The 14594-nt window shown below is 39.4% G+C and carries 13 protein-coding genes, 1 tRNA gene and 2 rRNA genes; 4 read left to right on the top strand and 12 right to left on the bottom strand.

All coding sequences use genetic code 11. The annotated features are described in order from the left end of the window. Positions 1 to 159: 159 nt before the first annotated feature. The 10 genes from tsaD to AC1FXP_RS21450 form a co-directional block, all read right to left on the bottom strand. A complete protein-coding gene (gene tsaD, locus AC1FXP_RS21495) occupies positions 160 to 1176 on the bottom strand; it encodes a tRNA (adenosine(37)-N6)-threonylcarbamoyltransferase complex transferase subunit TsaD (protein WP_480064005.1) in 1017 nt (338 codons plus the stop codon). Beyond that, the gene (rimI, locus tag AC1FXP_RS21490; RefSeq protein ID WP_480063985.1) at positions 1169 to 1633 is read right to left on the bottom strand and encodes a ribosomal protein S18-alanine N-acetyltransferase; all 465 of its coding nucleotides are present in this window, start codon (positions 1631 to 1633) and stop codon (positions 1169 to 1171) included. Before rimI ends, tsaD begins: the two co-directional genes overlap by 8 nt. Beyond that, positions 1626 to 2345 (bottom strand): tRNA (adenosine(37)-N6)-threonylcarbamoyltransferase complex dimerization subunit type 1 TsaB, encoded by a 720-nt coding sequence (gene tsaB / locus AC1FXP_RS21485; RefSeq protein WP_480063983.1) that lies wholly within the window; start codon positions 2343 to 2345, stop codon positions 1626 to 1628. Before tsaB ends, rimI begins: the two co-directional genes overlap by 8 nt. Continuing rightward, positions 2338 to 2796 carry a tRNA (adenosine(37)-N6)-threonylcarbamoyltransferase complex ATPase subunit type 1 TsaE gene (gene tsaE / locus AC1FXP_RS21480; protein ID WP_480063982.1) on the bottom strand — a complete coding sequence of 153 codons (459 nt, stop codon included), beginning with the start codon at positions 2794 to 2796 and terminating at the stop codon, positions 2338 to 2340. The genes tsaB and tsaE overlap by 8 nt, the downstream gene beginning before the upstream one ends. Positions 2797 to 2801: 5 nt before the next feature. Further along, entirely contained in the window at positions 2802 to 3794 is a 993-nt protein-coding gene (gene thiL / locus AC1FXP_RS21475; RefSeq protein WP_480063981.1) for a thiamine-phosphate kinase, read from the bottom strand. A gap of 277 nt (positions 3795 to 4071) precedes the next feature. Beyond that, a tRNA-Met gene (locus AC1FXP_RS21470) sits at positions 4072 to 4145 on the bottom strand. A gap of 87 nt (positions 4146 to 4232) precedes the next feature. Beyond that, positions 4233 to 4348, bottom strand: a 5S ribosomal RNA gene (gene rrf, locus AC1FXP_RS21465). 122 nt (positions 4349 to 4470) lie between these two features. Then, on the bottom strand, positions 4471 to 5613 hold the full coding sequence (locus tag AC1FXP_RS21460; protein ID WP_480063980.1) for a trans-sulfuration enzyme family protein: 1143 nt from the start codon (positions 5611 to 5613) through the stop codon (positions 4471 to 4473). Between the two features lie 22 nt (positions 5614 to 5635). Further along, positions 5636 to 6013, bottom strand: coding sequence for a fluoride efflux transporter CrcB (gene crcB, locus AC1FXP_RS21455; RefSeq protein WP_480063979.1), 378 nt, complete (start codon positions 6011 to 6013; stop codon positions 5636 to 5638). Then, complete coding sequence (locus AC1FXP_RS21450; RefSeq protein ID WP_480063978.1) at positions 6010 to 6423, bottom strand: fluoride efflux transporter FluC; 414 nt, start codon at positions 6421 to 6423, stop codon at positions 6010 to 6012. The genes crcB and AC1FXP_RS21450 overlap by 4 nt, the downstream gene beginning before the upstream one ends. A 435-nt stretch (positions 6424 to 6858) precedes the next feature. Here AC1FXP_RS21450 and mgtE point away from each other — a divergent pair, with 435 nt between their 5' ends. Together mgtE and AC1FXP_RS21440 are read left to right on the top strand one after the other, a co-directional pair. Continuing rightward, complete coding sequence (gene mgtE / locus AC1FXP_RS21445; RefSeq protein WP_480063977.1) at positions 6859 to 8220, top strand: magnesium transporter; 1362 nt, start codon at positions 6859 to 6861, stop codon at positions 8218 to 8220. 148 nt (positions 8221 to 8368) lie between these two features. After that, the gene (locus AC1FXP_RS21440; protein ID WP_480063976.1) at positions 8369 to 8968 is read left to right on the top strand and encodes a DedA family protein; all 600 of its coding nucleotides are present in this window, start codon (positions 8369 to 8371) and stop codon (positions 8966 to 8968) included. A gap of 49 nt (positions 8969 to 9017) precedes the next feature. Here the strand turns inward: AC1FXP_RS21440 and AC1FXP_RS21435 are convergent, their stop codons facing one another. Next, positions 9018 to 9728 (bottom strand): GntR family transcriptional regulator, encoded by a 711-nt coding sequence (locus AC1FXP_RS21435; RefSeq protein WP_480063975.1) that lies wholly within the window; start codon positions 9726 to 9728, stop codon positions 9018 to 9020. Between the two features lie 175 nt (positions 9729 to 9903). Here AC1FXP_RS21435 and AC1FXP_RS21430 point away from each other — a divergent pair, with 175 nt between their 5' ends. Continuing rightward, positions 9904 to 11811: a beta-glucoside-specific PTS transporter subunit IIABC gene (locus tag AC1FXP_RS21430; RefSeq protein ID WP_480063974.1), complete on the top strand. Its 1908-nt coding sequence runs from the start codon at positions 9904 to 9906 to the stop codon at positions 11809 to 11811. 13 nt (positions 11812 to 11824) lie between these two features. Then, entirely contained in the window at positions 11825 to 13294 is a 1470-nt protein-coding gene (gene bglA, locus AC1FXP_RS21425; protein WP_480063973.1) for a 6-phospho-beta-glucosidase BglA, read from the top strand. A 1182-nt stretch (positions 13295 to 14476) separates the two neighbouring features. Here the strand turns inward: bglA and rrf (AC1FXP_RS21420) are convergent. Next, positions 14477 to 14592: ribosomal RNA gene (gene rrf, locus AC1FXP_RS21420) — 5S ribosomal RNA — on the bottom strand. Between the last annotated feature and the right edge of the window lie 2 nt (positions 14593 to 14594).

Raw genomic sequence — 14594 nt, 5'->3', positions numbered from 1 at the left:
AACAAATTTTTACGAAATACGACAAAAAACAACTTGAGTTTAGCAATTTCACTACCTTTTTAATCAAATTTCTATAGAAAGCACCAATCTCTTCTCTTTTACAAACTAAAAAAACCACCTATTGTTAGCTTTCGCGCCAATAAGTGGTTTTAAACATATTTACTGTTGTTCTAGATCAAGTCCTGGATTTCCATTCAAGTCGTAGGAAGCAAACTTCTGTTTTCTCCATTTGATACTAGCAGCAGAACCTATCATAGCTGCATTATCCGTACAAAGCGACAAAGGTGGAATTCTCAAATCAACAGTTGTTGCTTGAAATTCGTTCTCTAAAGCTTGACGCAAACCTTTATTGGCTGCTACACCTCCAGCTAATAACAGTTGGTTTACTTCATATTTATCAACTGCCCGCCTTGTTTTTCCTACAAGAACATCAATAACACTAGCTTGGAAACTTGCTGCTACATTTTCAATTTTCACTTCTTCGCCACGCTGTTTGAAATTGTGCAATGTGTTAATAACTGATGATTTTAATCCACTAAAACTAAAATCAAATGAATCCGGCTCCAACCATGAGCGAGGAAATTCAATTGTTTCACTTCCCTCTGCAGCAAGACGGTCGATGTGCGGGCCTCCCGGATAAGGTAAACCAAGCGTTCTCGCAACTTTATCATACGCCTCTCCTACTGCGTCATCCCTTGTCTCTCCAATGATTTCAAAATGACCATCTTCCTTCATATAAACAAGTTCTGTATGACCACCTGAAACAACCAATGCTAATAATGGAAACGTAATCGGTTCAACAAGTTGATTCGCATAAATATGTCCAGCAATATGATGAACACCAATTAACGGGATATTATGTGCAAAAGCAATCGCTTTCGCTGCATTGACACCAATTAATAACGCCCCAACAAGACCTGGTCCTTCCGTAACGGCAACAGCACTTAAGTCCGCAAATGTCACATTTGCCTCCTCCATTGCCTGTTCAATAATGATCGTAATTTGTTCCACATGATGCCTGGATGCTACTTCAGGCACAACCCCACCAAACCTTTTATGACTTTCAATTTGAGAAGATACGACATTACTTAAAATCTTCGTTCCATTTTCAATGACTGCAGCTGACGTTTCATCACAGCTTGTCTCGATCGCTAATATAATTTCCTTTTCACTCATCATCTAGTTTCACCCACATCACTAAAGCATCTTCTAAATTATCAGCATAATAATTTTTCCTTATGCCACCTTCAACAAATCCCATTTTTCGGTAAAGCTTTTGTGCAATCGTATTCGACACACGTACTTCTAATGAAAGTTTCGAGACACCCATTTGCTTCAAAAAAGAAATAACATATTGTAATAACCTTTCCCCATGCCCTTGTCCTCGACTTTTCGAGTGAATGGCTATATTCGTCACTTGAGCTTCATCCATCACTACCCATAATCCACAATACCCTATGATCTCACCTTTCACTTCATAAACGAGGTATTGCGCAAATTGGTTCGTTGTTAATTCGTTTAGAAAAATAGTCGGATCCCACGGCGTAGTAAAAGCATCACGTTCCACTTCCATTACTACTTCTAAATCATCAATTGTCATAAAACGAATCGTCTCTTTTTCCTGCTCAATCATTTTCAGTGCCCTTTTCTTTCTGAGCCTTTTGCCAATTGGCTTCCGCTTCTGCTAGCTGTAAATAATTTGGTACAAACGAGTGTACAGAATCGCCATCTGTTATTAATGCTTGACCTAACCTCGCTAATTCTGCAGGCCTTGGCAAAGCCATCGACCCGCAAGCAAAGTGAGCATGATCCCCGAGTTTTTCACGAATCATTGCTTCATGCATCGAGACATCTTGCCCAATAAATAATACAGGCTGTTCTAACCCTTTTAAGTAAACAAGCCAATCCTCTAACATAATTAAGCGGTCATTTACTTGTTCGAATACGTCCAAACCGTTTGTTTCATAATGGCCCGTATATACTTGTCCACGCCTTGCATCCATAATCGGGGAGACAACACCTTGAAAAAAACGGCCTGTCTGTGCTAGCACAGCAATACTTGATACACCTACAACCGGTATATTTAATGACCAAGCAAGCGTCTTGGCTGTTGTGACACCGATTCGGACCCCAGTATAGGACCCTGGTCCATTAGCTACAACAATTTTTTCTAACTCATTCGGCTTGACACTGACTTCACTCATTAATTGATCGATAGCTGGCATGAGCCTAATCGAATGATTTTTTTTTATATTTGTTGTTACTTCACCCAATGTTCGATCACCCTCTGTAACAGCTAACCCCATTACAAATGATGATGTATCAATCGCTAATGTTTTACTCATAACGCAACTCCTTTAATAACTCCAAAGAACGGCTCCCAGTCGTTTGAACCGTAATCTTCCTACTTATTTCTCCTATATGGAATAAAGAAATCGCGAGGCGATCTTCCGGTAACTGATTTGGAATCATACTAGGCCACTCAATTACAGAAACACCTTCACCATAAAAGTATTCCTCTAACCCCAAATCCTCCATCTCATCTTCCATTCGATAAACATCCATGTGATAAAGTGGGATACGCCCCTTGTATTCTTTGATAATCGTAAATGTTGGACTATTTACAACACGCTTGACACCAAGACCTTTGGCAAATCCTTTAGTAAAACTTGTTTTTCCTGCACCAAGATCTCCTTCAAGCGTGATCACATCACCAGGTTGCACAACACCAGCTAACTTCTCCGCTAGTTGCATCGTCTCCTCTGGCGACTCTGTTATAATGTTCCACTCCTCCACTACCTTCACCCGCGCTTTTTGAAATGATTATACCCGTTCTTTTCTACCTTTTTCATTTGATTGTCTTCTAGTAAAAATACACCAGGTTCTCCCTCTTCGACAAACCCTATTACCTCAAATATCAGACCTTTTTTACAAAATTCGGTTTCTAAGTCTTTTGCACCCTCTTTTGGAACCGTCCCAATCAATACAAAATCTTCCCCGCCAAATAATGCATACTTCAATTGCTTGTCTTTGGGATATGAGTGCATCGCTTGATGAATCGGAAGCTTGTCTGTTTCAATTATGAATCTCGCCTGGCTTGCTTCGGCTAACTCATTCGCTTCACTAGCTACACCATCACTAACATCATTTAACGATATTCGCTTGTTTGAGGTTGAAAGGATCCTTCCTTCGACTACATGAGGAATCGGCTCCTGATGAGCTTTCACAAGTTCTTGCTCCTCTTTAGACAAAGGACCATTTAATCCTTTTTGAAACAATAAATCTAGCCCCGCTGCTGACGTACCAGCATACCCCGTTAGAAAAATAAGATCGCCCGCTTTAGCCTGATCACGATATCTAGCTTTCCCGCGTTCCACTGACCCTATTGCCGTCACCGTTAAAACAAGTACATCACTTGTAGATACCGTATCTCCACCGATTAAATCCATTCGATACGTTTCTGCTAACTCATTCATCCCTTTATATACTTGATTTAACTCCTCCTCCGCCCATGATGGCGGTACAGCAATTGACACAAGATAATAGGTAGGAATTGCCCCCATGGCAGCAAGATCACTAACATTGATCGCTAATCCTTTTTTCCCTATTTGATAGGGACTAAGTGTATCACGACGAAAGTGAACCCCTTCAACCATTGTATCTACACAAACGACTTGTTCCATTTGTTCCGATCCAGAATAAACAGCTGCATCGTCTCCCACTCCACAAACAAGCCCTTTTTGATAAGTCTCTTTAGGTGTAATTTTTGAAATAAATGCAAACTCATCTTCCATTGTAACCGACCCTCTCGAACAAAATCATAAATCTGCAAAAAAACCTTAGGATTTCTACATACCTAAGGGGTGTCTCTTCTAGTTTATCCGATTTTAACCGAAATGCCCAAGCAAATAGATAAGGAGAAGGAAGATCTAATGTTATTTAAGCAACTAAACAGCAAAAATACCTCAACTTACCCAAACAAAATCTATTCAGCATAAAGTTTATCAGTAAACGAAACGATTTTTTGCATAGAAAAAACCGAAACATATTCGTTTCGGCTTCTTGTTGGTATTGCGGGGGACGGATTTGAACCGCCGACCTTCGGGTTATGAGCCCGACGAGCTACCAGACTGCTCCACCCCGCGTCGTTATAAAGTGAATTGATGATGCTAACCAATGTCTCTACACTAATTAGTATAGACAACACTAACTTATTTTATACAAATAAATTTGCCTGGCAACGTCCTACTCTCACAGGGGGAAGCCCCCAACTACCATCGGCGCAAAAGAGCTTAACGACCGTGTTCGGCATGGGAACGGGTGTGACCTCTTCGCTATCGCCACCAGACTATTTTCTCTGACACAAGTTCTATAATACCACGTTCTTAAACTGGAAGCAAGCTTCTTTCAATTTTTTTCAATACTACAATAAGAGCATAGGAAAAACCACTTCCCCATGCTCATTTCTCATTACTTCGCTGTGTCAATCGCTTGAACAAAAGTGTCAATAATATCCTTCTCGTCTTCAATCCCTACTGAGATACGAACCAATTGCGCACCGATTCCAAGTTCTTTTCTAAGTTTGTCGGGAACCGTGCGATGAGATGTGCGAAGTGGGTAAGATACCGTCGTTTCAACACCCGCTAATGTAGGGGCAATTTTTACCCATCCAAGCGAGCGGAAAAACTCCTCAACATTTACATAGTCAGCTAAATCAATACTGACCATAGCTCCATTTCCTTTTTCAGAAACATGTTCAGGGTAAAAGACACGAGCCACTCCCTCGTGAGACTCTAATGCTTCAGCAAGCATTTTCGCATTATGACTTTGTCGCTCCATACGTAAACTTAATGTCTTTAAGCCACGGCAAGCGAGCCAAGCCTCAAATGGACTCAAGTTACACCCAAGAGTAATCACTTTCCCCTTTGCCTTATCAATAAGCGATTGCTCCCCAACAAGAACTCCTGCGGTTACATCACTATGTCCCCCAATATACTTTGTCGCACTATGAACAACAAGATCAGCACCAAGTGTGGCAGGCTGCAACAAATAAGGTGTAGCAAAGGTATTATCAATCATTGTCTTAACGCCTTTTTCTTTCGCTAAAGCAATGACCTCCTCAAGCTTTTCAACTCGAAGCAGCGGGTTTGTTACAGATTCTGTATAAATCAAAACCGTTTTATCGGTGAAAGCAGCTTCAACTACATTCAAATCTTGAAAGGAAACAAAGCTAACATCAATGCCAAAGTTAGGCAGCTCCTGTGCAAACATCTGATACGTTCCTCCGTATAAATCATCAGATGCCAAAACATGATCTCCTGGATTTGCAACAGCTAATACTCCCGCTAATATTGCTGACATTCCGGATGATGTTGCAATTCCATCATCAGTCTCCTCAAGTAAGGCAATACCTTTTCCAAGATCATCTGTATTTGGATTGCTATATCTAGAGTATAGATATTCTTTTTCCCCATCATAGAAACTTTCCATATCATCTAAATCAGTAAATACAAATGCTGATGTTTGATAAATCGGCTTTGCTTTACTCGCATTTCTTGCTGGTTCTTTTGTTTGAAAATGTACAGTCTTCGTATTAAAATTTGTTTCTCTCATCTTCCCATCCCCTAATCTATGATTACTTCGTGATTGAAAAACCAAATACAAACATTGTGATTGATCCTACAATAGACAAGCTTATGTAAGAAATAAGTTGTTTCCACGCTTTCTTTTGGTAAAGTTGTACCGTTTCTGTACTAAAAGTCGAAAACGTAGTAAATGCCCCAAAAAAACCAATAGCTATAAGTAAGAAAGCTGGTTCTTCATAGGCTCCAAGTGGAATTGCACTGTAATAGCTACCGTAGAAAAGCCCTAATCCGAGTGATCCAAGTACATTCACAATTAACATAGCGACCGGAAACGGCGGTTTAGGAAATCTGTTCATTATGGCTAGCCCCAATAAGTAGCGAAGTATTGCACCTATCGCTCCTCCAACACTGACCAGTAGTAGGTTCAACCTTGTTCCACCTCCTGCGAAGCTTGTCGTTTTCCTACTTTTTGTCCCACTATATATCCAGCTAGTGCACACACTAGTCCTCCAAAAACGGATAATAAGATATACAAGGCACTAAGCCACCCAGTATGTTCTAGAAACAAAAAGACACTATCACTAGCAAGAGTTGACATAGTAGTAAACCCACCACATAAACCAACACCAAGCCCTGCTTTAAGCCATTCACGCGGGACCTTTATAATAAACCATCCAGTCAAAAAACCTAGAAGAAAGCTCCCACTTAAATTCTCTATGATTGTCCCAATTGGATAGCCTGTTGCTAATGTATAGAGATTTAAATAATAGCGGAGGCTTGTCCCAATAGCTGATCCAATTGCAATCGCCACGATATTTTTCCATATATAATGTTTCAAAATGGATGCTCCTTAATTCGTACGAATAGTTTGATTTTATCTTACTCTAGAGTTGGGAGCAAGGACCTAGCTTGTTCTAATAATAAAGTAAATCTATTCTTATGTGCCTAGTATTCTCTTACGAACGATTGAGCAAGCCTTGCATATTCTATAAGGAGGATGTGAAAAACTCAATAATTCGAAGAAAGGGACAAATTATCTTGCTACACATTGCATTTACAAAAGCAGATTATTTACTTCCAACTTGATCGATTATTTATGTTTTATTACAGGCACCTCACACTCAATTAGGGTGCCTTTTACTTTGTTAAGGAGGTGCATGTATACGATGAATGCTGACCCAGAACCCCTTAGTCTGCTATTAAATAAACATTTATTTAATATCCACATGCACCTTTTTGCCTGTGGTGACACATCTTAGAAGGAGGTCATAACATGGCTAGACTTAACAATGAAACAAGAGAGGATTATGATAATCACTTAATAGAGTTACTAAAGAAAGACGCGAATCGTCAATTCCGTGAAGACTTCCTGCAGTTACATCCGACTGACCAAGCTGAGTTTTATACGAAACTGGAAAAGGAACAACGGCAAAGTCTTTATGAAATGATCAACCCAGAGGAAATGGCTGATGTCTTCCAAGCTCTTGAACTGCAAGAACAAAAAGAGTTAATCCTTGAACTTGATCAACATTATACTTCAGAAATGATAAACCATCTGTACACAGATGATGCAGCTGACTTACTCTCTCAACTAGATGAAAGCGCGGCGCACGCTCTCTTAAAAGCAATGGATTTAGAGGATGCTAACGATGTAAAAGAGTTAATGGCCTATCCGCCTAAAACTGCTGGTGCAATTATGACAAAAGAATTCATTTCACTTGCTTCCTCACATAGTGCACAACAAGTGATAGAGCAATTACGAGCAGAAGCGCCAAATGCCGAAACGATATATTATTTATATGTCGTAAATGAACAGGATCAACTTGTAGGGGTTGTCTCTTTAAGAGACTTGCTAACAGCACAGTCAAATGATTTAGTTCAAAACTTAATGAGCTGTCGGGTTATCTCCGTTGATTCAGGCACGAATCAAGAAGAAGTCGCCAAAATGATTAAAAAATATAACTTCTTAGCTGCCCCCGTTGTTAGTTCAGATGGCACCCTACTAGGGATTGTTACCGTTGATGATGTCATTGATGTTTTAGAGGACGAAGCTACTGAAGACTTAGGTGAATTTACAGCCGCTAGAGGGGCAACAGATATCAATGTTTCAGCATTTACAGCTGCAAAATTACGTGCACCTTGGATTGTCCTCCTTATGTTTTTTGGTCTTCTTACTGCTGGAGTAATAGAACAATTTGAAGAAACACTTAATCAAATCATTTTACTCGCTGCTTTTATCCCCTTATTAATGGGATCAGCAGGAAACGCTGGTACACAATCACTAGCAGTTGTTGTTCGAGGTCTAGCACTTGGTACACTTGAGAAGAAAGGGCTCTTCCGAACTCTCTTTAAAGAGTTCAGCACGGGTATGATAATTGGATTCATTTGTGCAATGACGTTATTACTTATCATTCCGATTTTTTATGGAAGTTTAATGGTAGCTTTTATTGTTGGTATTTCCATCTTTTGTTCGTTAAGTGTTGCAACGATTGTTGGGGCAACGGTTCCTCTCATTATTCATAAATTAAAAATAGATCCAGCCTTTGCTTCCGGGCCTTTCATTACAACTGTAAATGATATATTAGGCTTGTTAATCTACTTTACGATTGCAACAAGCCTGCTTCATTATTTGTAAACTAGTTGTTTTATTAAATAAAAAAATTTGATTAGAGTAACTTAAAACTACATGTGGTTACTCTTTTTACCTTCCAATAGATCTCACCTCGTTTCCTGTTTAAAAATTCGCTATAATGAGATTAGCCTCTTTAAGATAGGAAGATACTATGGAAGTATTAAAGCATTTAATATTTGAATATGGTTATTTTGGAATTTTTATTGCACTCGTTGGTGGGATCGTAGGGCTTCCTTTACCTGATGAGGTATTGCTTCTAACCATTGGTTATTATGCCTACCTTGGTAGAATTGATTTGTTAACAGCAATAATAAGTTCTTATTTAGGATCTATTATTGGAATTACAATTAGTTATATACTCGGAGCTAAATTAGGTCTTCCATTCCTTTTGAAATATGGTCCTAAACTCCATTTATCTCATACTAGAATAAGTAAAGCTCAACAGTTGTTCGCAAAGCATGGGGCTTGGCTCTTATTAATTGGCTATTTCATACCTGGCATAAGACATATTACAGGGTACCTAGCTGGTATCTCTCGATTGAAACTTCAAATATTCATACTCTACTCTTATGTAGGTGCCTTATTTTGGGTTACTCTATTTGTTTTATCTGGCTATGAACTTGGGATTAGATGGTACTTTGTTAAACAGTCCTTTGAAACATACAAGTTTGTTATTTATTTTGCTCTTTCAGCTCTCATAGCTGTTATTTCAATCCTTTTCTTTTTTAAATTCAAAGCAAAGAAAACCTAACCACCTGAATCAGATGGTTAGGTTTTCTAATATATGCAAGACTGCAATCTTATAGAAAGTAACTATTGGCTTGGACAAAGAACTGTGATTGTTCATAGTTATAAGTAACTTTTGAAAAGTCGAATGGCTGGCCATTGGTTAAATGAAAAATCGTTTCCACGCATAGTTTAGGTGATCCAGCTTTCAATCCTAAATACCCCGCTTCTTCTTCACTTAGCTTATCCACTTGAAGGTACATATCGGAAAAGCCGACCTTTAATCCCAATCCTTCCTTAATGTAATCAAAAATGGATTCAGAAACAATTTCGCTATTCAAATAGGTAATGATCGATTTATTATAAAACGATTCTTCTAAGCATAACGTTTGTCCGTTTATATAACGAACTCTTTTTACATAATAAACATCGTCATCACGGTCAATATTTAAGTTAGCAGCTGCTTCTTCTGTTGGCTTCCTTACTTCCAATTCAATTGCTTCTGACGTGACATGAAAATCCTCTAAGTTCTCTTTAAATCCTTGATTAGAAAGGAGACTAATATATCCTTTTCTCTTATGTCTTCTTACAAAAATTCCGCTGCCTCTTACTTGGAATACGACTCCTTTTCTTTCTAATAGATCTAAAGCCTTAATAATCGTACTCTTACTCGCTTCAAATTGAGTCATTAATTTTTCTAAAACGGGCAGTTTATCTCCTTGTTGAAGATCATTATCCTCAATATACTTTTCAATTTCATTCGCGATTTGCTGGTACTTTAACATATCCATTACCCCATTAGTTTGTTTGTCTCATTTAATATCAAAATTATAGCATAAACTTATCAAAAGCTCATTCAACCCTACTATACACAAATAAATATTTTATCAAGGTATTGATTAATTATACCGGTACAATTATAATGTGAGTGTATAAACAATTATAAAGGGGGGGTTTAAAGTGTCAGGAAAAGTTAGAGATTATACGAAGCTAGCGAGTGACATTTTAGAAGCTGTTGGCGGAGAAGAGAATGTTGTTGGAGTAACACGTTGCGCAACTAGGCTTAGAATCGTACTAAAACGATCTAAACCAGAAGCCAAACAAAAAGTATCATCTTTGCCAGGAGTCATTACCGTAGTAGAAAATAGCGGACAATTCCAAGTTGTCATTGGGCAACATGTAGGAGAAGTCTATGAACAATTCTCAAGTTTAGTTAGTGTTGACACATCCGATGAACAAAGTGAGAACAAAGGAACCATTTTAAACCGTGTCATTGCGACCATGTCAGCCGTATTTGCGCCATTTATTTACATCTTAGCTGCAGCTGGTATTATACAAGGTTCTCTTATTGTCATAAATTTATTACTCCCTAGCTTTGCAAATACAGGGACTTATCAAGTTTTTAGCTTTATTTCATGGGCACCATTTACGTTCTTACCGATTTTCATCGCCATTACGGCATCGAAGCATTTTAAAACAAATACCTATATTGCGGTAGCTTGTAGTGCTGCATTAGTAAGTCCAACATGGGCAGAGATCGCTGCACAAATTGCAGCTGGTGAGACCATTACGTTCTTAGGGGTTGCCTTATCTGAAACCGTATACACATCATCTGTCCTACCACCTCTATTTTTAGTGTGGATCTTGTCCTACCTTGAAAAGTTTTTAAATAAAAACATGAATGAAGTTGTTCGACCATTATTTGTTCCATTTATCTGCATGGTCATCATGGTACCTTTAACGATTGCCTTAATCGGCCCTGTTACAACAGCGGGAGCTACTGGAATCGCTAATGGTTATAACTTCTTAGCTGAAACGGCACCTGCTTTAGCGGGAGCAATTATCGGCGCATTCTGGCAAGTACTCGTTATTTTTGGGGTTCACTGGGGTATCACTCCAATGGTCCTAGCAAACTATGATTTATATGGCCGTGATTCATTCCAGGCGTATCAAACGATTGCGGTTATTGCGCAAGTCGGCGCGGTTCTTGGCGTTATTTTAAAAGCAAGAAGTCAAGAAACTCGAAAAGTTGGGGTTTCTGCAGGTGTAACTGGGATATTTGGGATTACAGAACCAGCGATTTATGGGATTACCTTAAGGTTTAAAAAGCCATTTATTTTCGGTTGTATTTCCGGAGCGGTTGGGGCTATTGTGGCAAGTTTCTTTAACCCATATTATTTTGCCTATGCTGGTTTACCAGGACCGCTAACACTTGTCAATGGAATTAGCGCTGATTATCCATCATCCATTTGGGGAATTTTAATTGGTTCTGCGATTGCTATTATTCTTCCTGTAGTTTTAATTCAAATCTTTGGATATGGTGAGGATACGGCTAAACAAGCAGGCAGTGACAACTTAGTAGATGAGCAAGGCCAAAGCGGCGACCGCTTACAAGCAAATAACTCAAACAATAATGAAGAAACACTTAATGCTCCATTTAGTGGGAAAGTCATACCACTTCGCGAAGTTCCAGATGAAGTATTTAGCTCGGGAGCGATGGGCCAAGGTTTAGCAATTGAGCCAACGGATAACAAATTATATGCTCCGTTTGATGGAAGTGTAGTAATGGTTGCACCTACAAAGCATGCGATCGGCTTACGTTCAGAATCAGGTGTTGAAATGCTTGTTCATATTGGATTAGATACCGTTTCATTAGATGGAACACCTTTCAGCTTACAAGTGAAAGACGGCGACAAAGTGAAAAAAGGTGATTTACTTATTACCTTTGATAAAGAATTAATTGAGAACAAAGGCTTAAAAACGATTACACCAATTATCATTACGAATTCACATGCTTACAAAGAAGTGATCGTTTCGGATCTTACAGCTTGTACGTTAGACGAAGAATTAATGACAGTAGTGAAATAAGGAGGAATTTAAAATGAGTAAAATGCCAAAAGACTTTTTATGGGGCGGCGCTTTAGCCGCTCACCAATTCGAAGGTGGATGGAATCAAGGAGGGAAAGGAGCTAGTGTCGTTGATGTTATGACTGCTGGTGCACATGGTGTGCCAAGAAAAATTACAGAGACAATTGAAGAAAATGAATTTTATCCAAACCATGAAGCAATCGACTTTTATAACAACTATAAAGAGGATATCGCTTTATTTGCCGAAATGGGATTAAAATGCTTACGAACATCCATTGGCTGGAGCAGAATTTTCCCAAAAGGGGATGAGACCGAACCAAATGTAGCAGGTTTGCAATTCTATGATGAGGTATTTGCTGAATTACTCAAACACGGCATTGAACCTGTCATTACATTATCCCACTTTGAAATGCCGCTACATTTAGCAAGAGAATATGGAGGATTTAGAAACAGAAAAGTAGTAGACTTCTTCGCAAAGTTCGCTGAGGTTTGTTTCAACCGCTATAAAGATAAAGTAAAATACTGGATGACATTTAACGAAATTAATAACAAAATGGATGTGAATAACCCCCTATTCCTATGGACCAACTCTGGTGTAACTGTACAAGAAGGGGAAAATGCAAAAGAAGTTATGTATCAAGCAGGACATCATGAATTGCTTGCAAGTGCATTAGCTGTCGCAAAAGGAAGAGAAATTAACCCTGAGTTCCAAATTGGAGCCATGGTTTCACATGTACCGATCTACCCTTATTCATCAAACCCAGAAGATGTCATGTTAGCGGAAGAATACATGAGACAACGCTACTTCTTCCCTGATGTGCATGTCCGTGGGTATTATCCTAGCTATGCGTTGAAAGAGTTTGAAAGAGAAGGATATGATATTAAGTTTGAAGACGGGGATGAAGAGATTTTACGAAATGGTACCGTTGACTACTTAGGATTTAGTTATTACATGTCTACAACTGTAAAAAGTGATGTAGTAAGCGATAATACAGGCGATATCGTAAATGGTGCACTGCCTCATGGTGTAGAAAATCCATACATTAAATCTAGTGATTGGGGCTGGGCAATTGATCCAACAGGCTTAAGATACACATTAAACCGTTTCTATGACAGGTACCAAATCCCATTATTTATCGTCGAAAATGGCTTTGGCGCTGTTGATACGTTCACAGAAGATGGCTCAATCAATGACCTAGAAAGAATCAATTATTTAAAATCACACATCGAGGCATTAGAAACGGCTGTCACCTACGATGGTGTTGAATTAATGGGTTATACTCCATGGGGAATCATTGATATCGTGTCATTTACAACAGGTGAGATGAAAAAACGTTATGGTATGATTTATGTTGATCGTGATAATGAAGGAAATGGATCTATGAAGCGATATAAGAAAGATTCATTTGATTGGTACAAAGAGGTAATTAAGACAAATGGGGCAGAATTGCACTTTAAGAAAGCAACTACTTCCTCCTACTAATCAATACTGAACCCTTAAAATATAATTAGAAACCAGCGAGGCACTATTGCCGCTGGTTTCTTTATCTTTGCAAATTAAACTTCCTATTAAATTTATACGTTATACTTTTTAGCAATACATTGTAAGCCTTCAGCTAGCTAAACGAGATAATGAATTAGCTGAAGCTGTGACTTCTTCCATCGATGCAAGTTGTTCCCCCGATGCTGCTATACATCTTCTATACTCGTAAGGAGCTTAATTTGTTCTAAGATGTACCTTTTTCATTGGTAAACATTAAAATTGTGAGGTTTCATGCTTAGAACTGCCTTAAACAATGAGGAATATCATGACTTTCTGTCCAAATTGAGCGATATTCTGTCGGAACGAATTTGTTGGGTGCTCTCCTTTTATGTAGGTGTATAACCTTCGCTCCTATGTCTATCCGGAGCGTTCCCGGCCGGCAACGTCCTGGCTCGCCATTTCTCTTCTACGGGGGTGGTTACTCATGGAGTTGTTCTGAGAAGTAACTCACTTTGTGTTACGAAGAGAAAGGGTTCATCTCATAGGGAGGTATTAGGCAGTTTCACGATGTCTTTTCACGCCATTCGAGGATAATGCTGTTCCTTCAGGCGCTCTACCGATAGGCGGCTTTATCCCATCATCTCTCCTATTTTCATGCGAAGCGTGCCCTGCCTGGCAACGTCCTGGCTCGCTATTTCTCTTCTACGGGGCTGATTGGGCATGATGTTCTTTCTTCGACGTTTCTCACGGTGTGCTACGAAGAGAAACAGCTCGTCTCACAGGGGAACACGATGTTTTTTCAGAGATGTATACTCACGTTGTAACCATCGGCTCATTCGAGGAAGAGGCTGTTCCTTCAGGCGCTCTACTATTATGCAGCGTATGTCCGTCTCTCCTATTTCCATGCGGAGCGTGCCCTGCCTGGCAACGTCCTGGCTCACCCTTTCTCTTCTACGGGGATGATTGGGCATGCAGTTGTTCTTCGAAGTAATTCACGTTGTATTACGAAGAGAAAGGGTTCGTCTCACAGGGGGACACGATGTTTTTCAGAGAAGTGATTCATGTAGTAACCATCGGCTCATTCAAAGAAGATGTTGCTCCTTCGGACCAAAAGCTCTTCAGCGCCTTCTGCATTCTGTTTATGCATACTAAAAAGACAATCCATTGGATTGTCTTTTATCTGCCTGGCAACGTCCTACTCTCACAGGGGGAAGCCCCCAACTACCATCGGCGCTGAAGAGCTTAACGACCGTGTTCGGCATGGGAACGGGTGTGACCTCTTCGCTATCGCCACCAGACT

It is taken from the genome of Halalkalibacter sp. HAAS-P013, from assembly GCF_056619925.1.
The sequence above is the reverse complement of the archived record's forward strand: the minus strand, read 5'-3'. Positions and strand labels throughout refer to the sequence as shown.

Bases quoted from the DNA above. Each gene is read 5' to 3' on its own strand.
- tsaD (WP_480064005.1), bottom strand. From the start codon at position 1,176: ATGAGTGAAAAGGAAATTATATTAGCGATCGAGACAAGCTGTGATGAA.
- tsaB (WP_480063983.1), bottom strand. From the start codon at position 2,345: ATGAGTAAAACATTAGCGATTGATACATCATCATTTGTAATGGGGTTA.
- AC1FXP_RS21440 (WP_480063976.1), top strand. From the start codon at position 8,369: ATGGAAGTATTAAAGCATTTAATATTTGAATATGGTTATTTTGGAATT.
- thiL (WP_480063981.1), bottom strand. From the start codon at position 3,794: ATGGAAGATGAGTTTGCATTTATTTCAAAAATTACACCTAAAGAGACT.
- AC1FXP_RS21460 (WP_480063980.1), bottom strand. From the start codon at position 5,613: ATGAGAGAAACAAATTTTAATACGAAGACTGTACATTTTCAAACAAAA.
- bglA (WP_480063973.1), top strand. From the start codon at position 11,825: ATGAGTAAAATGCCAAAAGACTTTTTATGGGGCGGCGCTTTAGCCGCT.
- rimI (WP_480063985.1), bottom strand. From the start codon at position 1,633: ATGATTGAGCAGGAAAAAGAGACGATTCGTTTTATGACAATTGATGAT.
- mgtE (WP_480063977.1), top strand. From the start codon at position 6,859: ATGGCTAGACTTAACAATGAAACAAGAGAGGATTATGATAATCACTTA.
- AC1FXP_RS21435 (WP_480063975.1), bottom strand. From the start codon at position 9,728: ATGTTAAAGTACCAGCAAATCGCGAATGAAATTGAAAAGTATATTGAG.